General features: G+C 58.4%; 16 protein-coding genes and 1 tRNA gene. 2 read left to right on the forward strand and 15 right to left on the reverse strand.

From position 1 onward, the window contains the following. Positions 1–370: 370 nt before the first annotated feature. Both HX868_RS02860 and HX868_RS02865 read left to right on the forward strand, forming a co-directional pair. A tRNA-Arg gene (locus HX868_RS02860) sits at positions 371–447 on the forward strand. Between the two features lie 225 nt (positions 448–672). Continuing rightward, positions 673–1,680: an Abi family protein gene (locus tag HX868_RS02865; protein WP_177001838.1), complete on the forward strand. Its 1,008-nt coding sequence runs from the start codon at positions 673–675 to the stop codon at positions 1,678–1,680. Between the two features lie 130 nt (positions 1,681–1,810). On the opposite strand, the gene HX868_RS02870 is transcribed toward HX868_RS02865, so the two are convergent. The 15 genes from HX868_RS02870 to HX868_RS02940 form a co-directional block, all read right to left on the reverse strand. Then, a complete protein-coding gene (locus HX868_RS02870) occupies positions 1,811–2,401 on the reverse strand; it encodes a hypothetical protein (protein WP_177001839.1) in 591 nt (196 codons plus the stop codon). Continuing rightward, the gene (locus tag HX868_RS02875; protein ID WP_177001840.1) at positions 2,398–2,970 is read right to left on the reverse strand and encodes an RNA polymerase sigma factor; all 573 of its coding nucleotides are present in this window, start codon (positions 2,968–2,970) and stop codon (positions 2,398–2,400) included. Before HX868_RS02875 ends, HX868_RS02870 begins: the two co-directional genes overlap by 4 nt. 76 nt (positions 2,971–3,046) lie before the next feature. Then, entirely contained in the window at positions 3,047–4,705 is a 1,659-nt protein-coding gene (locus HX868_RS02880; RefSeq protein WP_177001841.1) for a vWA domain-containing protein, read from the reverse strand. A 112-nt stretch (positions 4,706–4,817) separates the two neighbouring features. After that, complete coding sequence (locus HX868_RS02885) at positions 4,818–5,468, reverse strand: DUF799 domain-containing protein (protein ID WP_016976661.1); 651 nt, start codon at positions 5,466–5,468, stop codon at positions 4,818–4,820. Beyond that, positions 5,465–5,827, reverse strand: coding sequence for a DUF4810 domain-containing protein (locus tag HX868_RS02890; RefSeq protein ID WP_016976662.1), 363 nt, complete (start codon positions 5,825–5,827; stop codon positions 5,465–5,467). The genes HX868_RS02885 and HX868_RS02890 overlap by 4 nt, the downstream gene beginning before the upstream one ends. Before the next feature lie 29 nt (positions 5,828–5,856). Then, positions 5,857–6,537, reverse strand: coding sequence for a CsgG/HfaB family protein (locus HX868_RS02895; protein ID WP_010214228.1), 681 nt, complete (start codon positions 6,535–6,537; stop codon positions 5,857–5,859). Between the two features lie 40 nt (positions 6,538–6,577). Further along, a complete protein-coding gene (locus tag HX868_RS02900) occupies positions 6,578–7,159 on the reverse strand; it encodes a hypothetical protein (RefSeq protein ID WP_177001842.1) in 582 nt (193 codons plus the stop codon). Positions 7,160–7,419: 260 nt separating this feature from the next. After that, the gene (locus HX868_RS02905) at positions 7,420–7,854 is read right to left on the reverse strand and encodes an RDD family protein (RefSeq protein ID WP_177001843.1); all 435 of its coding nucleotides are present in this window, start codon (positions 7,852–7,854) and stop codon (positions 7,420–7,422) included. A 7-nt stretch (positions 7,855–7,861) separates the two neighbouring features. Next, a complete protein-coding gene (locus tag HX868_RS02910) occupies positions 7,862–8,014 on the reverse strand; it encodes a hypothetical protein (protein WP_177001844.1) in 153 nt (50 codons plus the stop codon). A gap of 17 nt (positions 8,015–8,031) precedes the next feature. Beyond that, positions 8,032–8,340 (reverse strand): hypothetical protein, encoded by a 309-nt coding sequence (locus HX868_RS02915; protein WP_177001845.1) that lies wholly within the window; start codon positions 8,338–8,340, stop codon positions 8,032–8,034. A 69-nt stretch (positions 8,341–8,409) separates the two neighbouring features. Further along, positions 8,410–8,820, reverse strand: a complete 411-nt coding sequence (locus tag HX868_RS02920; RefSeq protein ID WP_218168473.1) for a hypothetical protein — start codon at positions 8,818–8,820, stop codon at positions 8,410–8,412. Next, the gene (gene lepB / locus HX868_RS02925; RefSeq protein WP_177001846.1) at positions 8,817–9,602 is read right to left on the reverse strand and encodes a signal peptidase I; all 786 of its coding nucleotides are present in this window, start codon (positions 9,600–9,602) and stop codon (positions 8,817–8,819) included. The genes HX868_RS02920 and lepB overlap by 4 nt, the downstream gene beginning before the upstream one ends. A gap of 517 nt (positions 9,603–10,119) precedes the next feature. Then, a complete protein-coding gene (locus tag HX868_RS02930; protein WP_177001847.1) occupies positions 10,120–10,722 on the reverse strand; it encodes a hypothetical protein in 603 nt (200 codons plus the stop codon). A gap of 292 nt (positions 10,723–11,014) precedes the next feature. Next, positions 11,015–11,485 carry a DUF4265 domain-containing protein gene (locus tag HX868_RS02935; RefSeq protein WP_177001848.1) on the reverse strand — a complete coding sequence of 157 codons (471 nt, stop codon included), beginning with the start codon at positions 11,483–11,485 and terminating at the stop codon, positions 11,015–11,017. A gap of 19 nt (positions 11,486–11,504) precedes the next feature. Beyond that, positions 11,505–19,835, reverse strand: coding sequence for a two-partner secretion domain-containing protein (locus tag HX868_RS02940; RefSeq protein ID WP_177001849.1), 8,331 nt, complete (start codon positions 19,833–19,835; stop codon positions 11,505–11,507). Positions 19,836–19,850 lie beyond the last annotated feature (15 nt).

The following is a 19,850-nucleotide window of genomic DNA, read 5'->3' on the forward strand; positions in this document are numbered from 1 at the left end:
GTCGGCTTTCCTTAACAGCACCGCGCGCACGCGGAGCGAATTAGAGTTGTTGAAAGGCGCCTTGTGGGCTGCCGTCAGGGAAATCAGCCCCAGCACGCAGAGAAGTGGAAGCGCGCGCGGGAGACAGAGCGTTTGAAATCTCAAACGAATCCTAGGATCAATGGGGGTATAGGGCAATAGTCTGTTCGAAAAAAAGAACGAAAACGGCGCATTTGCCGAAACTTTCTGATCAGCGTGTTTCAGCCCGGTTCCAGCGCATCGATCACCGGCACCCGGCGCAGGGCCTCTGCGGGGCCAATTCCTACGTATAAACGCCCAAAGACCAGCATGGACGCCCAAGGTCGACATGGGTATGATGTCGCCCGCACAAGCATCCGTAGCTCAGCTGGATAGAGTACTGCCCTCCGAAGGCAGGGGTCGTGGGTTCGAATCCCGCCGGGTGCACCAGATATGATGAGAAAGCCCCAGGTCGAAAGGCCTGGGGCTTTTTTGCATCTTGGGATCTGGATGTCTTTGTCTCTGAATGCTTCCGGCATAAGCGTGGGCGACTCCATCACGGTACATTGCTCGCCGCCAGAAGCACAAAGAACCGCAGAATGACGCGGTTCGCACGCTGAGCTTCAACTGGAATACAACAAAAGACTGCCACGCAGCAGCCAGGATGATCTATCAATGATGCAGGGTTATCCAAAGCCTTGGCAGAGCTATCAGGAACAGCTTGATAGGGTCATCGCGCGTGGCATGGTCGTTACTGACCCACCTAAAGCCCTGGAATATCTGGAGCGTATTGGTTACTACCGTCTCAGCGGCTACTGGTTTGCCTTTCGAGAACGCACAGAGCTCTGTTGTCCGTTTCTACAACACAAGAATCAAAAACCCTCTAAGACGAAGCCTACACGACTCCCCCTCGATACATTCAAGCCCGGTACCACCTTTCAGAATGCGATTGATCTGTATGTCTTCGATAAGAAGCTCCGTCTGTTAACTCTGGATGCGCTGGAACGTATAGAAATAGCACTCCGAGTAGATATTTCTCACACCTTGGGCGGGCACGATAAATTTGCCTACCTGAAACCCCAACTATTCCATGACAGCTTCTCTATCCAGCTGGATGGAAAGACTGGCTTAACCAAACATCATGGGTGGGTCAGCAAACACGCAGCATTGATCAACCGCTCGAACGAAGACTTCATCCGTCACAACAAAGAAAAATACGGTTTACCGTTGGCGGTCTGGGTGGCATGTGAGGTATGGGACTTTGGCACATTGTCGACCCTCTACTCAGGCATGGCCGAACGGGATCAGGACACTATTTCCATGGCATACGGCATCAGCAATGGACGAGTCTTCGCCAGTTGGTTACGCAGCCTGAACTATTTGCGGAATGTATGCGCTCATCACAGTCGCTTGTGGAACCGCAACATCGTTGACCAGCCAAAACTGCCGCCCGCTGAGCAAGCGCCTTCGTTATCAGCGTTTCACGATGATGTGCACCGACGCGCTCGACCATTTATGTTGCTGTGCATCACCCAACACCTGATGCGAGTTATCAATCCATCTTCGAGCTGGGGAAGTCGACTGAGAACATTGTTGGAACATGACTTTCCAGACCTGCACCATCTTGAGTTGAATCTGGAAGGCATGGGCGTCGACCGCAATTGGCAGTTACGCGACTGGTAATTGCAAAAGCCGGCAATAAAAAACCCCTGAGCAGTCTCAACGCCGAAGCGCATTAACCGACAGGGGCCGTGTTGCGAGGGATTATAAAGGCTGCCGATCTCTCGTCAACCTGCAGCAGTACACCTCCAGGCTACTTTTGCATGGACTCCAGTCGCGCCGGCAAATCTTCACCGGGGAAGCGCTTGTGCAACGCCAACAGCTTTTCATCCGCCGCCTTGGTTTCCCCAGCCTCACGCAGCCTCACAATCTCCTGCAACCCCTCCTCCAAGGAAAGCAACGCCACCGGCGCGCGCTTGCTCAGCTTGGCGCTCGACTCATCCGCCATCGAGCCCATGACTTGCGCACTTTCGGCCTTAGGCGCGATGGCCAGTCGGGCCACGGGCGCCGGCGCGGACATCGGTGGCGCAGCGGCAGGGGCGGCTTGCTCATGCAGCGCAGAGAAGGTCGCCGTGGAGATTTCGGGCTGCGGCACAGGCGAGCGCATCACCACGCCGATCATCAGCGCCAAGCCTGCAACCGTGGCGAATGCCATCTGCCATCGTGGCCGTTGGCAGGCGTGCAGCCAGCGTTGCCACAGGTTCGGCTGTGGTGCCGGGGCTTCGCGGCGGGCGGCGTTGAGGATGAAGGCGTCGAGGGACGCGGGCGGCTCGCCGGTGCTGTGTTGACGCATGTGCTGGAGCAGCATGTCGTCGGGGTCCGGGGTGTGTCGGGAGTCGGTCATGCGGGTATCTCCTCGGCCAGCAGGCGGCGCAGTTTCTGCTGGGCGTAACGCAGGCGGCTTTTGACGGTTTCCAGCGGGGTGCCGGTGAGGGCGGCGATTTGCGGGACTTCGAGGTCACCGTGCAAGCGCAGCAGGAAGACTTCGCGCTGGTCCTCGGGCAGGTCTTGCAGCGCAGCGTCGAGCCGCGCCTGGTCACGACTCAGGCTCAGCTGCTGCTCGGGGCCGGCGCTGTCATCGACCTGGGCGTGCAGCTGCTCGTCGTAGCTGTCGTGCAGCGGGTTGTGAATGCCGTGCTTGCGCCAGTAATCGATCAGGCGATTGCGGGCGATCTGGAACAGCCATGTGCGAAAACTCGCCCGCCCTTGTGGCTGGGTGGCGCTGCGGATCAGGCTGAGCCAGGTCTCCTGGTAGATTTCCTCGGCCAGTTCGGCCTTGTTGCTCAAGGACACGAGGAATCGGTACAGGCCCTGGCGGTGCCGGGCGTACAGGGCTTCGAACGCGGCGCTGTCGCCGGTTCGGTAGCGGGCCAGCAGTGATTCGTCGCTGGGTAGGTCATCTGGAACGGGCATGTAGGTGGCGAACTCCTTATTGGGTCAGGCCTGGTTTACCGCGTTGCTGTTAAGTTTTTCGCGAGCAAGCTCGCTCCTACAGGGGGGATTCGGTCGCAGGTTTGAGGCTCTGCGCCAATTCCACCAGTTGCACAAACTCATTGCGCAACCCGAACGGGTCGTCGCCGCGGGCCGAGCGGGCCAATGCGGCAGTGTCCTGCAGGCGCATGCTGCCAGTGTAGCGGCCATCGCCCTTGAGCTGTTGGGCGAAGGCCGCCACGGCTGCCGCGAAGCGCAGGTCATCGCTGGCCTTGCTCGACACTGTGCTGATGGGCCGCTCGATCAACTGGCTGTCGCCACCCGCCGCCGGCTTGTAGCGCACACGCAGCATCGCCAGCTCTGCGGATTTATCCTCGGCGGCCCGCACACCCGCGTAACGCAAAGGTTCCAACCAACCCTTCTCGCCCTTCGGCACAATTTCGTACAGCGCGGTTACCGTATGCCCTGCACCGATCTCACCCGCGTCGACCTTATCGTTGTTGAAATCCTCACGCTTCAAGGCGCGGTTTTCATAGCCCAGCAGGCGATATTCGCTGACGCGTGCCGGGTTGAATTCCACCTGCAATTTCACATCCCGGGCTACGATCGCCAGGGTCGAACTGAGTTGGTCGACCAGTACTTTGCGCGCTTCGCGCAAGTTGTCGATGTAGGCGTAGTTGCCGTCACCGGCGTCGGCCAGTTGTTCCATCAGGTGTTCGTTGTAGTTATCCACACCAAAGCCGAGGGTGGTCAGGGAAACGCCACTTTTGCGCTGCTCTACCGCCATTTGCTTGAGGCTGTCGAAGTCGCTGATGCCCACGTTGAAGTCACCGTCGGTCGCTAGCAGGATGCGGTTGATGCCTTTGTCGATAAAGCCTTCGCGGGCCATCTGGTAGGCCAGTTCGATGCCGGACGCACCCGCCGTTGAACCGCCGGCAGTGAGTTGATCAATGGCGTTGCGGATCTTCTCTTTGTCACGACCCGAAGTAGGCTTGAGCACTACACGGGATTCCCCGGCGTAGACCACCAAAGAAACACGGTCTTGATCGCGTAACTGGTCCACCAGCAATTTCAGCGTACTTTTCACCAGGGGCAAGCCTTCGCGACGGTCCATGGAGCCGGACACGTCCACCAGGAACACCAGGTTGGCCGGCGCCAGTTGCGCCACAGCGCGGTCGGAGGCCTTGATGCCGATGCGCAGCAACTGGGTGCGCGCGTTCCACGGTGTGGCGGCCACTTCGGTGGTTACGCCAAAGGGCGAACCGTCGGTGGGCAGTGCGTAGTGGTAGGGGAAATAGTTGACCATTTCCTCCAGACGCACAGCGCCTTCGGGCGGCAGGCTACCTTGATTGAGGAAGCGTCTTACGTTGGCGTAGCTGCCGGTGTCGACGTCCACACTGAAGGTTGAAACCGGTGTTTCAGCCACGCGATGCACCGGGTTGTCCGGCAGGTTTTCGTACTGTTCGCGGGGTTCGCTGCGGTAGTCCATCGCCGCGGACTCCTGCATCACCATTCTGGCGCTCATGGGTGCGGGCATGGGCATGCGTTTAGCTAACGCGCCTTGCACTGGAGCGCTGTGCAGCTCGGAGACCGGCGCCGCTTCGTCAGGCTTGGCCACATCGTGGGAAGAGGACAGCCCACAACCGGCCAGCGTCACCAGCAAGGTAACGGCAAAGCCCTGGGCAGCAGGACGCAGGAAGAGCAGAGGACGGGACATGGGCTGAACCTCGTGAATGAATGATCCGTTCACAAGGTCAGACGCAAGGTGCCGGCTGTTCGGGTTAAACCGTTCGGCGGGACACAAACACCTGCCCCGCCGAACCGCTCAATCAGTCAGTGCCGTATTTCGGGTTACGCGGACCGTACAGGATCCCCGCACGCTGACCCGGCGACAGCAGGCGCGCACTGGTGATACCGGCAATCGGGTGCGCCGCGTCGGTGGAGCTGTTGATCACTTGCTTGACCGCCGCCGTAATCAGCATGCCGACGATACCGCCGCCGTTGTTGTTGCCTTCCTCGCTGGACGCATGCGCCGAGCCGGTCCACAGGGTGGTGCCGGTGCGCAGGTCGACCAGTTTGGCCGAGGCCGTCACGGAGGTGTCGCTGGAGATCAGCATGTACTTGGTGCCGTAATTGGTCACGGTGATGTACAGCGCCGAATCCGCACCAAAGATGTCATGCAGCTTGGCCGGTGGCACCGCCTGGATATCATTGGCGGTGGTCAGCCCGTTCTGGCGGAAGGTTTCGTCCACCAGGGCAATCGGCAACACGTAGTAACCGGCTTCGGCCAACGGGTAGGTCACTTGCGAGACCATGCTGTAGGACGCTTGCACTTCGGGCGATTCATTGATCGGCGGCAGGACCAGGATCGACTTCGGTCGTGCCTGTTTATAGGCCGTGTAATCGATGGTCTTGGGGGCTGCGCAACCGCCGAGCAAGGCCAGGGCCAGCAAGGCGCCAGTGAGTTTCAACAGGCTCATTTGGTTGCGACTCCGGTCTTGGCGTTTTTCAGCAAAAAGTCCATGTACGAGGCGGACTCAGGGAACAGCGCCTTCTCGGTGCGGAATTCCTGCACCATCTGGTCATCCTTGCCCATGCTCAGGTACAGCATGCCCAGGTGGGCGTGGTAACCCGGCGGGGCCTTGCGGCCACTGGCGTTGATCTTTTGCAGATCCCGCTCCAGCGCCTCGACCTGCGCCTCCTTGGGCTCGCCCTTGAAGTACTCGTAAACCTGCGGCTGGTAGCTTTCCCACTGATACAGGGGTTGGGGCGCCGTCTGGCACCCCGCGACCGTCGCCACTGCTGTCAGCACCAGCGCCAACTTGACTGCCTTGCTCATCCTTGTACTGCTCCTTGAGGTGCTGCTGATCAGTTGCGTGGGTTCCAGGCGCCGGCGTTGATGCCGTCGACAAGGCGGTTGATGGCTTCACGCATGGCCAGGTCGAGGACCTTGCCGTTGAGGGTGGAGTCGTAGCTGGCGGTGCCGCCGAAGCCGATCACTTCACGGTTGGACAGCGCGTACTCACCGGCGCCCTGGGTGGAATACACCACTTCGGAGGTGCTGATGTTGACGATATTCAACGCGACTTTGGCGTAGGCCACTTGGGTCTTGCCACGGCCGAGGATGCCGAACAGCTGGCGGTCGCCGGTTTCTTTGCGGCCGAACTCGGTCACGTCGCCCGTCACCACATAGTCAGCGCCCTTGAGCTTCTGCACGGTGCCTTTGATCGCGGCTTCCTGGGAGATCTCGCCCATGTTGTCGCGGTCCAGCACGCTGAAGCGGTTGGTCTGCTGCAGGTGGGTGATCAGGATGGTCTTGGCCTGGCCGCCAAGACGGTCAACGCCGTCGGAGAAGATTCCGCGCATGTAGCTGGAACGGTTGTCGAACTTGCCCACGGCAATCGGTACCCGTACGCCGGAATAGGCGACGTTGGCGCTGGCGACTTGTTCCACCGGCATGGCGCGGTTGCTCTCCGTAGCGCAACCGGCCACGGTCAACAGCGCTGCGGCGGTGAGGCCGGACAGCAGGATTTTGGACAGTGTTTTCACAGGGTGCTCCTAAGTGGGAAATCGGGTGCTGCAGCTAACGCTAGCGGGACGGAATGCCGCGCAGGTCGTCAACGATGAATCGGCTCAACAAACCGGTGTAAAAGGTCTCGACGCTGGAGTTGCCAGAGTTGGTCAGCACCCCGGCCATCGTTTTCATGTTCTGCCAGTCGCCCTTGTACCCGCCAGGCATCAGCCCTTGGCGAGCCTGAGAGAAATGCAGCACCTCGGCGCCGGCTTTCTTGATCTTGACTTGATAGTTGAAGTCGACACTGGCGAGGATGGTCTTGTCATCGACGATGGCCGTCATGAAACCGCCTTGGGTGTCTTGTATGCGCCGGGTATAGATAACGTTCACATCCAGCAGGTAATCGGCCTTGTCCTTGCTGCTGGCGTAGCGCTTGGACTTGAGCAGGCGGTCGACCAGATCGACACCGAGTTGCTGGCGCACTTTGTCATCCGGCAGGAAGCGTTCGTTCTTGCCCACCACCTCTACGTCGAAGGTGTCGAGCCAGTAGGTCGCAGTCTTGGGAATGGTCACCGGCGCCGGGGAGATGTAGTAATCCGGCTTGGAGGCACAGCCCGCCATGAGGCAGGCCGCGAGAAATATGGCAAACACACGCATGTATGAATTCGTCCCTGAAAAGTATCGTGCTTTAAACAATCGCGGCATTTTACGGAGTTGAAAGCCGTTCTCAAGTTGTTTTGACGCCCTGGCAGCGCCGTTTTACTGGCGCTTGCGTGCAAGCCTCTGGCGAAATCTCCTAAGGCTTTGTCAGGGAAACAAAAACAATAGTGGCTATTGGCCTTTACATAATAAATAAAAAGGTTCGCCAATCAGCCTCATTCTACTAACCGGCCACGGCTGCACCCTCCCCGCCCTGCTCACGTGTTGATCACAATCGTCTTGGCCAACATATCGCCCAAGCGACGGCGCAAACCGAACAGTGCAAAAAGCCCGTCCAGAACACTGAACAACAGCTTCGGCACATTGCGCAGAAACGACTGGAACAGCGTGCAGTTCGTAGGATACGGGTAACCCACCACTGCAGTGCGGCACACCCGTTTACCCAGGCTCTGGCCGTTGGGTAACGCATCGCAAAACAAAAAGTACCCGAAGGCTGAAAACAACAGCACATAGCGCAAGCCTTCAAACAACTTCGGACCTGCCACCGAGTGCAAATAGAGATACGCGTAGTCCAGATTGCGCAGCAAAAACAGCAGGAAAAACACAACGGCCATATCAATGAAATAACCGAGCAACCGTCTGAACGGGCTGGCGAGGTCCCAGGTTTGTGCAGCCGATACTGAATCGTTCATGACGTGCTTACCCCCTGCCGTTGTCATAAATATCCGCCAGGCCGCGCACGCTCGTCAGGTTGCCGGTCTGGATCACGATGGTCTTGGCGAACATGTCGGCCAGGCGGTGGCCGATGCTGGCCAGAATGGTCGGGCGTTTAGCGGTGTTGCTTACGTCCATGCGGTGTTGCTCCAGCTTCAAGAGGGAAAATTGGTATCTACAAAGTTTCTGGCAAAGTCTTCGGCGATTATTGGCACACCGGCCTGGGCGAATTTTTCCGAATTTGTGCGCCACACATCTCTGATTTTTTCCTCCAACGAGGGCGGAAAATCCATCTGAGAGGCGACGACATCAGACCAACTGCCCTGCGTCCCATACAGCTCGTGCAACTTGGGTTCGAGTGCCGTCAAATCGGCGCGTTGCTGGTCGGACAGCGCACCAATGGCCGACAGGACGTAGCATTCAAGAAGACGGAGAAAGGGCTTTCCTGCATATCGATTTATCATCAAAAACGCTCAATGAACATTGAAAAATCAAAAGGGCCAAACCGACTGCCTATCCAAGCCCAGCCAGCTTCAAGGCGTTTGCGGCTGCTTTGAATCAGCGCAAATTTGCTCCCACCCTTTTTCAATCACACCCGTGTACTTGCCGCACGATGCCCCTTTTAACTGAGACTCCATAAAATCGCGTTCCGGCTCGACCCACAGCAGGCCAACCAGATAGGCCGCACCCGCCGCAAGCATCAGCAGCGCCACTGTCCGAGTCAACATAAACCGGAGCGTGGCTGCGGCAGTGCGAGACCGCTCAAACACAAACGCGAACAACAGGCCAATGCCGCACCACACAAAGGCGCCGGCCGCCACGCCCAGCATCGACGAACTGCGATCGAGATAGAGCCAGGCCACCATGAATGCGCTGGCGCTGCAGCACATCACCAGCAGGCACAGCCACTGCACAACCCGACACGCCCCACTCGAAAGGCTCATGGGAACGTCGTCCCGATACGCGCCCGCTCATTTGAGAACCAGATGCCCGTCACCTTGCCCACCACGTCCTTAACAGCGACCTGGCCCATGAAGCGGCTGTCGTTGCTGCTCCAGCGGTTGTCGCCCAGCAAAAAGAGGTGCCCTGGCTCGACCGTGACCGGTGCCATTTCAAGGGATTCAGGCCCTTTTACGCGGTCGGCCGGTGCGTGAAACAACCCGAGGTTTTCGCCGTTGTGGATCAGTTCACCGTTCACCAGGGCTAACGTATCCCCGGCAACACCGGCCACGCGCTTGACCGCTTCAGTGCCATTCCAGCGGTACACCACGATATCCCCCACCCTGGGCGGACCGGCCCGCAGGTCCGTCAGGATGTAGTCGCCAATGGACAGCGTCGGCACCATCGATCCGGATGGGATGTAGTAATTCTTGAACCCCAGCACGGGCACCCGCAATACATCGAGCATCAGTACCGCAATCACCATCACCCCGACGTAAAGAACGTGGAAACGCTTGCGTGGCACATTGGGCGGTCCGTTGTAGCGACGCGCCAGCACGGCGGACAGGATGGCTGAGCCCAGCTTGACGGTGATCAAGAAGGCGAATAGCCCATACAGCCCAATGGGGGTAGCGACCAGACCCAGCGCCCCCAGCAACGCGAAACCGCCGTACAGCAATACGGCGACCCCGATACCCCACTTGATACGGCCGACATACACCAGGCCCCAGCCGGCCACCAGGCAGGACATGAGGAACGCCAGGAGCGAGAATTTTGCGGATTTCATTGATCATCCTTGAATGGGTAACAGCCAGTGGCAGAGCACTGGCCTGAAGGAATTTTGTCGCGGAGTTTGCCTGAGACGCCCCTTAGGTGTCTTTACCAATGTCGCCCCAGGACGAGGCGCGGTGATTTAGCACCGCTGACTATTAAAAACTCAGCCCCGCTGATTAAAGAAAATCAACGCATATTAAAAAACCACAGAACAAACCCCAGAATAAAGCCAGCCCCAGCCATTTTTAGATAAAGCGGCACATTCTCTTTTATAAGCAACGCAACGTCCTCGCCACCACTCAACCAATACCCGGCAACCTGAAAACACACACACATGAACGATAGGCCGAACGCACCGGCGCAAGGAAGATATACAGCGGGCCACCAAGGTTCATTTCTTCTCATTACCGTCTCTTTCCTTCCTGAATACGCAGAATAAGGGATAGATTTATTTAAAATTAATAAACCCGCCCCTTTACACTCTAAATAAATCCGCCCCTTGTTTCGCCGCCCCTTACTTCATCAAAACTTTATGAGTAGAGAATCCAGAAATTCATATCATTGACCACCCAGTATTTATTCTCAGCTGGGATTAACTTATCAAAATCACTGGATGCCTTTGCATCCCAACCTAAAGGAGCATAATCCTCATGAACTCTATCCCAATCAGTATGGCGCAGCACCTTATTATCAAGATCAATAAAGAATTTCGGAAGCATCATTCTCAACTTGTCAAGTTCATCCAGCCGCCCCTCCGCGTCATTAGACACAATAGCTTCGACATGCCGATAAATCTCAAAAAGATATTCCGGGGAATAGCCAAAACGAAAAAAGCCCCGCATGTCCTCAACAGAAAAGTCAATCACACTTCCAGCATCTAGATACTGAGAAAAGGTATTGACATCCAGCACAGGGATGCCACTTCTGAAATTAGCGACTGCCTCATCATAAAGATCCGCATCCATGTCACCCGAATCTATATAGGCCTTGTACTCCATCCCCACATCGATGCAATAATTTTCTTTATCATCAACAACATAATAATATTTTCCACTTACAACAAATACGGCCAACTCTTTTTGCCCTTCAAAAATATGATGAAGCACATCATTCAAGGCGTTTTTCAAACTCATCAAGCAGGTCTAATTTATCAATGTAAAAAATATAGTCTTCGTCTGAATAAAAACACGCAGACCGGTTGTTTCCGCTGAATAATGTGCAACGGGATATCCGGCAGTATAACTCTAGGACGGCGAGCCATATAAAACCCCAAATGAATAAGAGCATACAGCTTAGCCGCCCATCACCAGGCCAACAAAATCGAATAATTACAAAAAATAAATCATATTATAAAAGAGCAATCCTGCTGAACTCTAAAAAGCGCAAAACCGTGGTCTGACCCCTATTTTTTACTATTTTTTAATTTCAACGCCGCCCAGTTTCGTATTTAAGCAAGCCTTGCTCCTCACGCGCTTGTAAATAATTAGCCATACGCTGCGCTTCGACTCCATCAGAAAGGCTAAGTGCAAGTAGGTTTTCTGAAGACCATTCCATTAATGGGTCCATTGTCTCAATCTCTAGCATCAATGCTTCGCGTGTAGTCTTATCGTGGGCACCAAACCACACCCTGAAAGTGGTTTGCCCAGCATGCTGAATAACTCGCTGGACTACAAAGTCAACATCTGTTTCCACTTCGTCGCCTAAACCGATGTCTTGAGCAAAAAATGGAATACAGCAAAGGATGAATCTGTGGGCGGCTGTTTTTTGACCCCATAATTGCTCCCACTCGTTATTTCCATCCTTGGTCCCAAGGTGAGCGACAAATATGAAATTGGCACGATCACGCCAAACAGGCGCTTGATGAACAGCTTCATATTCTCCGGGCTGATACTTCATATATATTCTCTACTCATTTTTACCAGTGTGAAGGAGGCCATTCACCACGATACCCTGGCGGAGGATTGACAGGAAAATCTCGTGCGCCCTTTGAAGCGTTACAGTGCGGGCACGCCATTTGAGCATTTTCGAGTGTAGCATCTCCCCCTCTAGCCTTTGGAATCGCATGATCAACTTGGGTTCCAGTTCCATCAATACGACAATACACGCATGTTGAACGTGGATTCTCTGCTTTGGCAGCATCCTTTACAGCTTGTGGGAAGGCCTTACCTGCTGTTTCACCACCGGCAGCACCAGCTTTGATTTGAGGCACTGCATCTTTCGCCCCAGACTCCTTTACCGGGTGGGCATACGGCATGCCGGCCTCAGCATCCGGCGAGACAGTCGAGGTATATGGCGTCTTTCCTGTGCCCGTCCCTTTTGTCCCACCTAGCGCTTTGCCCAAAGCAATGGCTGCGGCGAATTTTAGAACTTCCTCCCTGCTGGCGCCATTATCGACAAGATTGATCACCCCCGGTACATCTACGGGAGCCAAGTTTGAACCAATTAATCCATCCAGCTGAGCACGCGTAACAATCTTCTCGTCGCTGAGTCCTTGACGCTTCCACTCGGCGATCTTCTCACTAGCCCTAATCGCATCGACGTAAGGATTGCCGATCACTCCCGCCGGCGCCCAATCCGCGCCTGAAAGCGAATATATATCAAGAAAGCCTGCGCCCTCTCCATTGCGCTGCCCTTCTTTCACGCCTTCCAGCATGGCGATGGAATAGTCGGCTACAAAAACGTTGTACTCATCCCGTGTCAGCTTCCCTATCTGGTAAAGGCCCAGGAGTTTTTTCCCTGCTTCATTTTCTTGATTGCGGTATTCATTACGAATGTCGCGCTCGCAAGCACCATCACCCGCACAACCCTTGTAGCGTTTTTGCAGATCATCAATGCTGCCTATGTCCGCTTCCTTGAGCTTCTCATAGAGTTCAAGGCTGGCTTTATCCAGCTTTTTTACCCCGTACTTGTTCGCCAACAAGTTATTTTCAACCGCATTCTTCCCAACCTGCGCGGCTGCCACCGCATTTAGCGCGTCCTTGCCAACCAACGATCCGGAGAGCCCAGCCGCCAAGGTCGAGAGACTGGAAATTGTCTGCTTTTGCGCTTCGGACAGGTTTTCGTTACTGACTCCGCCATACAAACTTTCTTTAATCAGCTGTGCGGTCTTCTCCGCAGCCACAGCCCCGGCTGCCCCTGCCAGCGCGGAGTTACCACCGGCCCGCGCCAGCACCGCACCCAGCACCGCATGAGCCATCAGGTTGGCATAAGGGTCGCCTTCAGTTTTCAGTTTGATCTCCTGTGCCAGATACGGCGCTGCCGCCCCCGCCAGAGCACCACCTACGCTGCCCCCCATCGCCGCTTGCACCACGGCAGTCACCGCCTGACTGGCCTTCTGGAAGCTGCTGCCAACGCCGTAATCCTGTTGGGCACGCTGGCTGACTTGTTCCGGTGTCGGGTTGGAGATACCGTCTTCAATCAGCTTCTGCCGCGTAGCTTTACTGACGTCGCTGTTTGGGTCGTTGGCGGCCTTGATCCGCGCCGCAGCAATCGCATCGCCAATGCCCTTGGTCAGCTCCATCGAACTCTTGATCAGGTCCATGCGTTCCTGCATGGCCTTTTCATCAGGCTTGTCGAGGCGCTGGTTGGCGTTGGCCGTGTCACGGTTAAGGCCGACCAGGTCACCCGCGCCCTCAGGGTTACGCACCACGATCGTGCCTTCGCTGACAGCACTGCGCGTATAGCTGTGGTCCGAATCGTTCAGCGACATGCCATACAAGGCACCCGGCGTGAGGGTACTCGCGCCGCTACTGTAGGAACCGGAGACGCTGACGCCGGCCGATTGGCTCTTGATCTCGCTCTTGTTCTTGATGTCACTGACCAGCAACCGATCGGTGAGCAGCAGGTTACTGTCGGCCGCAGCCTCGCTGGCAATCACCGCACCTTTCAGGGTGGTGTTTTTGGCCACATCGATGGTGTAGCCACCCTTGCCAGCAAAGAAGCCGCTCTGGTCGGTAACCGCCTGGTAGTCGCTGTTCATCTTCGACGCCGCCAGGTTCGCGGACGCGGTTACCGGGGAGCCATAACAGATCGGCGGAATGCAGATGCTCGCACCGAAGCCCGCACTGTTCTGCTTGCTCTTGGACGTTTCGGTGTCTTGGCGCGACAGGATGTTGAGGTTGCCGCCGATGTTGGCATCGATACGGTCAGCACGTACCTGCGCGCCGATCAGGCTGGTGTCCTGGCCGCTGCGCAGTACCAGCGAGCCGGTGTCCAACGTGGTGTTGACCTGGGTAACCGAGCCTCCAGAGCCAAGGTTTTTGGCGGTTTGTGCACCGAGGTCGATGGTGAAACCGTTTTGCTCACCGATGTTGAAGCTGGCACCGATAGCGGTCCGGTTGCGCGAACCGTCGTTTTTGCGGTCGGTGGTGTTCTGTGCGCTTTGCATCAGGATGTTGTTTTTCGCGGACAGCAACGTGCTGTCGGCTTTCAACGTGCTGCCGGTAATCGTCAAGTCACCCACAGTGCCCGGCGCATCGCCCGCAGCGATGATCGACAGTTTGCCCCCGGCGTTGAGGTTGCTCTGGTGAGCGGTCTGCGCGGTGTATTCGCTGCTGTTTTTGGTGCGGGTGTTAGCCAGTTCGGTGCCGATCTTGATGAACGAACCGTTGCCGGCGGAGCCACCGGTTTTGTCTTTGAAACCGGTACTTTGTTTAGCGAGATCGCCCGCCTGGTTATTGAGGTTGTACATCGACAACGCCGCCTGGGCGATCTTCACGGCCTTGAGCCGCGGGTCGTCGGAGCTGCGCGCCGCCTCGGCTGCGTCGCGGATGCTGTTGGCGGTGTCGACCACGGTGCCCGCGATCACTCGGCCTACCGCGAGGCTCTTGGAACTGTCCTTACTGGTCTGACTGGCCGTCTCCACACCCGAGGTGACGGTGACATTGGCACCACTCAACTCCATGTTCTTGGTGCTCACCAGATCACTGGCCACCACCTTCAACTCACGCCCAGCGGTCAACGATACATTGCCCGCACTCGAACCAATGGTGCTGCTGGTCAAGGTCATTTCATTGGCGGTGCCGTTGTGCTTGGAGCTGTTGATGTACAGCTTCTGGTTGCCGGTCATGTCGTCCAGACCGAGCTTGTTGCCGGTCAACACACCGGTGAGGTCGCGATTTTTTTCCTTGTGCATGTCGGTGCGGGCGAAGGTGTTCTGCGCCGCGTCGATGGTCAGGTCGCGGCCGGCCTGGACGGCGAGGTCGCCGGTGCTGACCAGGTTGGAACCGGTGACGGTGGCGTCGCGCTTGGCGGCGACGGTGACGGTTTCGCCGGAGACCATGCTGCCCAGGGCGGTGGTGCGTTTTTCGTCGACTTTGTCCTGGACCTTGCTCGACTTGAGCCCACCCCAGCTGCTTTTGCTTTCCTTGCGTTCGTGGCGGGCGCTGTCGGCGTTACTGACGGCGAGGATGTTCACGTCCTGGCCGGCCACCAGTTGGGTGGCACCTTTTTCGGCAGTGACGGCACTGCCGGCCAGCAGCAGGTTTTCACCGGCCACGACGGTGCTGTTTTTGCCGGCGCTGACGAGGCTGCCGACGTTGTTCACGGCGTCGGTTTCGTCGAGGCGGAATTTTTTGCCCTGGGCCGTTTTCTTGGTCTTGCTGTAGAAGCTGTAGTCCTGGTTGGCAGCGGCCTTGAGGTCGAGGTTTTTGCCGGACACCAGGTACGCCTCGTTGCCGGCATTCACCTGGCTGGCGACCAGTTGCAGGTTCTGCCCGGCGCTCAGGGTGGCGTCACCGCCGGCCTTGATCACGCTGGACACTTGCTGCACGTGGTCTTCGATGCTCTTGACCTTTTTTGTGTTGCCCGTGGAGTGCTGCTCGTTAGCCGCCGCAAAGGCGCTGAGGTCGCGGATGGCAATCAAGTTGACGTCGCGCTTGGCCTCGACCTGGCTGGCCACGGCGCTGATATCACGTCCGCCAATCACATGCAGGTCGCGGCCGGCGTCGACCACGGAGCCTTGCTGGGCAATGGTGGTGAAGCTCGAGCGGTTGCCGATGGCGCCGCTGTCGAGGGTTTTCGAGGCGGTGATGTTGACGTCGCCCACGGCCTTGACCGTGGTGTCGACACCGCTCTTGAGCACGCCGCCGACGCTGTTGAAATTGCCCCCGGCTTGTAAAGTCAAATCCTTGGCCGATTCGATACGCGCGGCGCTGTCGACGAAGTCACTGCGTTCGGTGCGGTAGCTGCTGGCGCTTTCGTGGGTGGTGACGCTGCGTTCGTTGAGCAGGTCGGCGCCAGCGGCGAGGTTGACGTTGCCCGCGCTGATCACACCGCCCGCGCGGTTGCTCAAGTTGTTGCCGCTGAGCAGGTCGAGGCGCCCACCGGCTTCCATCAACCCACTGTTGGTGAGGTTGCCGCCGACGTTTGCCAGGAGGCTGCCGGTCGCGCGCAGGGTACCCGCGTTATTGAGGTTTTTGCCGGTGATCAGGTTGACGTCGCTGCCGGAAATCAACGCGCCATTGGGCGCCAGGCGGTTGCCGGCCTGAGCGAGGTACAGCACTGGCACCAGCACCTGTTGCCCGGCCACGGTGGCATTTTCCAGCCACACAATATCGTGGGTCAGGGCCGCGACCTGCTCGGCGGTGAGACTCACACCCACCGACAGGTTCAGCCCGCTTTTGCTGCCGATGGCGTTGTCCATCAGGTGCTTGAACAGGTCGGCATCGCTGGTCTGGCCGTCGATGAAACGCTGACCGGTGCGGGCGAGTACAGCTTGCTGGATCAGGCGCTGCTCGTAGAAACCGTCGCCCAGACGACGCTGCGCCGTGTCAGGGTCGTAGCCGAGTTTGGTGAGCATGTAGTCCGAGCTCAGGAACTGACGCATGTCGGTGAGCAGCGGGTTGGTTTCAATCAGGTACTTGTGCGGGTTGGCTGCGAACTGGCTGGTCGGCAGGCCGTTCACGCCCTTGCCGTCGTTGAGGTGAAACAACCCGTTCTCACCGGTCGGCAAGTTGAAGCCGGGCAGGCCCAGTGGGTTGACCTGTTGCTGGGCAACGTCCGGCGGCAGTTGGGGGTTGAGGCTGACCTCGGTCGAGAAGCCCGGCGCGTTGGTGTTGGCGCCGCTGCCGACGTAGGTGTAGCCGCGCTTCACGACGCGGTTATCGATGCCTTCCTGGGCGCTTACGGCCACTGCGCCACCGGCCTGGATGACTGCGGCGTAGCTTTGGTCCGGCACCATCAGTTGGGTCGTTTTGCGCAGGGCGGTTTTTTCGCTCTCCATTTTGCCGATGAACGCGGCCATGGCGGCTTCAACCCCGTCCATGTTCTTGCCCGCTGAATAACGCGCAGTGAACGCCGCCGCCTCGCGGTACCAGCCCGCCGGCTTGCGCTCGCGCTCAGAGCTAAAGACACGATCGTATTGAGTGTCGTGGGTCACCAGACCGACGTTGGTCAGTTGGTCGACACGCACGGTCATGTCGTCGCCGGTGGCGATGCTACTGCTGCTGTTGAGCAACGTGCCGCCGGTAAGCTGCATGTTGGCGCCGGAGGTGATGCTGGCGCCGGCCGTGGCGTTGGTGACGATGAAGTGGTCACGCTGGGTGATCTGGAACGGCCGGTTCTGCTTGCCACCTTCACAGTCGCCGCCGGTCACGCCATCGATACAGGCGACGGGTGTAATGGAAGCGCTGTAGATGCCCGACTCGGTGGTGAGCACGGTGCGGATGTTATCGATCGTGCTGGCCGCCAGGGCCAGGTTGCGTTCACTTTCGATAGTGCCCGAGCTGTTGATGATGCTGGAAGCCAGCCCGCCCTGACCGTCGCGATCAACGCGTAGGTTGCCCATGGCGTAGATGTTGGCAGCGAGGTTTTTCAGGCGGTCGACCCGCAGGTTCATGTCGCCGCCGCTGAAGATCAGGCCATGATCATTGAGCAGGTTGCCCACGGACAGGTCGAGGCTGCCTTGGCTGGCGACGGTGCCGCCAATCGTCCAGTCCAGGCCATTGCCGACCAGTGCACGGGTGCCGAGCAGCTTGCCGGTGGCGGTCTGGTTCAGGTTGTCGACATTGACGGTCAGGCGTCCGGCCTGGATCGCGGTGCTGTTGGTCCAGCGGGTTTTGTCGAGGGTCAGGTCGCCGTGGGTCACCAGGCTGCCGCCAACGTCGTCAAGGCTGATGCCGCTGAGATCGAGCACCCCAGTGCCCACGTGCAGTACCTTGCCGCCCGTGTTCTGGAAGGTGCCGGCGGCGAGGCTCAACTGGTCGTTGGCGGTTTCCAGGCTGCCGCTGTTGTTCAGCAAACCGCCGATGGCGTAGCGGGTTTTACCCGCCTGGCCCAATGCACGCATCTGGCCACTGTTGGTCAGGCTGGCGGTGTCGACCTCCAGGGTCGTGGCGCTTTCGATCAAGCCACGGTTGGTCAGGGCGCCTTGCAGCTTCAGATCAATCTGATTGGCCGCGATCTCACCGCCGTTATCCACATTCAGGCCGCTGAGGCGAATGCGATCACGGGCCAACAGCGTGCCGCTGCCGTTGTTGAAGTCGGTGGCGTCGATCAGCGCATCGCCGGCTTTGGCAGCGATGCGCCCGCCGTTGTTTATGAGGGTGCCGGCGGTGATCGTCACACCGGCCTTTTCACTGTGGATCAGCCCGTTGCCGCCGTTTTGCAGCAAGCCGGTGGTGGTAAGCGCCAGGCCATCGTTGGCGGCCAGCGTCCCGCTGCTCTGGTTATCGACACTGTTGGCGAACAGGGTCAACAGGCCCTGGCTGGCGAGCTTGCCGCCCTGGTTATCCACATGGACGGCGCGTTGAACCAGCAACGGGCCGACGCTCGCCAGCTTGCCGTTGCGGTTGATCAGGTCGCCAAGCAAATCCACGGTGATGGAGCTTGCGCCCGTGAGGTTGCCGGCGCTGTTGTCCAGGCGATTGCCGTAAAGCGCAAAGGCGCCGGTGCTGTCGATGATGCCGCCCTGGCTGTTGTCCAGCAGGCCGCTGACGTTGAGGGTTTGTGCGCCGTCGCTGAGCAGTTGGCCTTTGTTGCGGTTATCAACGCTGGCGGCGGTAACGTTCAGCGCCTGCTTGGCACTCATCGTGGCGCCCTGGTTATCCAGTGCTTGTGCGGCGGTGGCGGTGAGGGTGCGATTGGCGATCACCCGACCGGTGTTGGTGATGTTCTGGCTGTCGAGCGTGACGTCGCCACCGGCATTGCGCGTGTTATCGGCGTTGACGCCGGCTTCGATGATGCCGCTGTTGGTCAACTGGCCGTTGCTGGCCAGGGTGATGCTGTCACGGGCGGCCAGGGTCTTGCGGTTTTTCAGCTCACCCTTGGTCTGCGCCTTGAGCGTGGTGCCGGCGTAGACCGGGCCCTTGGTCTCCAGGCTCGCCGCCTTGATATCCACTGCGCCGCTGGATGCGGCCTGAGCCATGCTCAAGTGGCCGTTGGCGTCCAGTTGGATGTCGCCGCCACTGGCTGCCAGCGTACCGTCGAGCTTCACGCCCACGCCGGCTTCGGTGCCCACCAGCTTGATGGCGCCCGCGTACATGCCGCCGAGCGCCGACGAGTCGATTGCCAGTTCCGGTTTGGCGCTGCCGTCATCGGCGCGTACGGTGGTTTTCAGGCTTTGCGCATCGACATCATTGCGCCCGGCGATCACGGTGAGTTCGCGCGCATTGATCTGCGCGTTGATCTTGGCCGAACGGGTGATGATCTCGAAACGGTCGACGTTGCTGGCGTTCAGGCCCTTGCCGTCGATGGTCACCGCGCCGCCATCCACCTGGTAATGATCAAGGCGACCGACGTTATCGATCACAGGTTTGCCGGTGGTCAGCGTGACGTTGGGGGTGTTGATAAACCCGCAGCCGTTGCAACTGATGCCATAAGGATTGGCCACGATGACCTTGGCCGACTGCCCCGCCACTTCGGTATAGCCACGCAACTGGCTGGGGCTGCCGCCGTTGACTTCGTTGAGGATGACGTTCGCCGCGCCGCCCTTGAGGTTCGGGTTGCCGACGATGATGCCGCCCAGTTGTGTGTTTTGCAGCGGCCCGCTGGCGTTGTTGAGGATCACGCCATTGGGTCCGACGTTGTAGTCCTTGAACTGGTTATGCGACAAGCCGCTGCCATTGGGCGTGGCGATGTTCACCACCGGAACGCCGTTGCCGGCCTGGCCGAGCGTGGTGGCTGGGCCGCTGGCCACGATGCCGTCGGCATTGGCCAGCAACGGCTGCCAGAACAGCGCGTTGGCCAGGACCAGCGCAAGTCCACGTTGAGTCAGGCTTTTCAGGGCGGCAGCAGGGCGAACATCCATATTCTTAAATCTCAA

This window comes from Pseudomonas reactans, assembly GCF_013385825.1.
Lineage (GTDB): Bacteria > Pseudomonadota > Gammaproteobacteria > Pseudomonadales > Pseudomonadaceae > Aquipseudomonas > Aquipseudomonas reactans.

Coding starts and splice junctions, on each gene's coding strand:
- HX868_RS02905 (WP_177001843.1), bottom strand. CDS start 7,854: ATGAACGATTCAGTATCGGCTGCACAAACCTGGGACCTCGCCAGCCCG.
- HX868_RS02940 (WP_177001849.1), bottom strand. CDS start 19,835: ATGGATGTTCGCCCTGCTGCCGCCCTGAAAAGCCTGACTCAACGTGGA.
- HX868_RS02910 (WP_177001844.1), bottom strand. CDS start 8,014: ATGGACGTAAGCAACACCGCTAAACGCCCGACCATTCTGGCCAGCATC.
- HX868_RS02875 (WP_177001840.1), bottom strand. CDS start 2,970: ATGCCCGTTCCAGATGACCTACCCAGCGACGAATCACTGCTGGCCCGC.
- HX868_RS02930 (WP_177001847.1), bottom strand. CDS start 10,722: ATGAGTTTGAAAAACGCCTTGAATGATGTGCTTCATCATATTTTTGAA.
- HX868_RS02900 (WP_177001842.1), bottom strand. CDS start 7,159: ATGCGTGTGTTTGCCATATTTCTCGCGGCCTGCCTCATGGCGGGCTGT.
- HX868_RS02880 (WP_177001841.1), bottom strand. CDS start 4,705: ATGTCCCGTCCTCTGCTCTTCCTGCGTCCTGCTGCCCAGGGCTTTGCC.
- HX868_RS02920 (WP_218168473.1), bottom strand. CDS start 8,820: ATGAGCCTTTCGAGTGGGGCGTGTCGGGTTGTGCAGTGGCTGTGCCTG.
- HX868_RS02865 (WP_177001838.1), top strand. CDS start 673: ATGATGCAGGGTTATCCAAAGCCTTGGCAGAGCTATCAGGAACAGCTT.
- HX868_RS02870 (WP_177001839.1), bottom strand. CDS start 2,401: ATGACCGACTCCCGACACACCCCGGACCCCGACGACATGCTGCTCCAG.
- HX868_RS02885 (WP_016976661.1), bottom strand. CDS start 5,468: ATGAGCCTGTTGAAACTCACTGGCGCCTTGCTGGCCCTGGCCTTGCTC.
- HX868_RS02890 (WP_016976662.1), bottom strand. CDS start 5,827: ATGAGCAAGGCAGTCAAGTTGGCGCTGGTGCTGACAGCAGTGGCGACG.
- HX868_RS02935 (WP_177001848.1), bottom strand. CDS start 11,485: ATGAAGTATCAGCCCGGAGAATATGAAGCTGTTCATCAAGCGCCTGTT.
- HX868_RS02915 (WP_177001845.1), bottom strand. CDS start 8,340: ATGATAAATCGATATGCAGGAAAGCCCTTTCTCCGTCTTCTTGAATGC.
- lepB (WP_177001846.1), bottom strand. CDS start 9,602: ATGAAATCCGCAAAATTCTCGCTCCTGGCGTTCCTCATGTCCTGCCTG.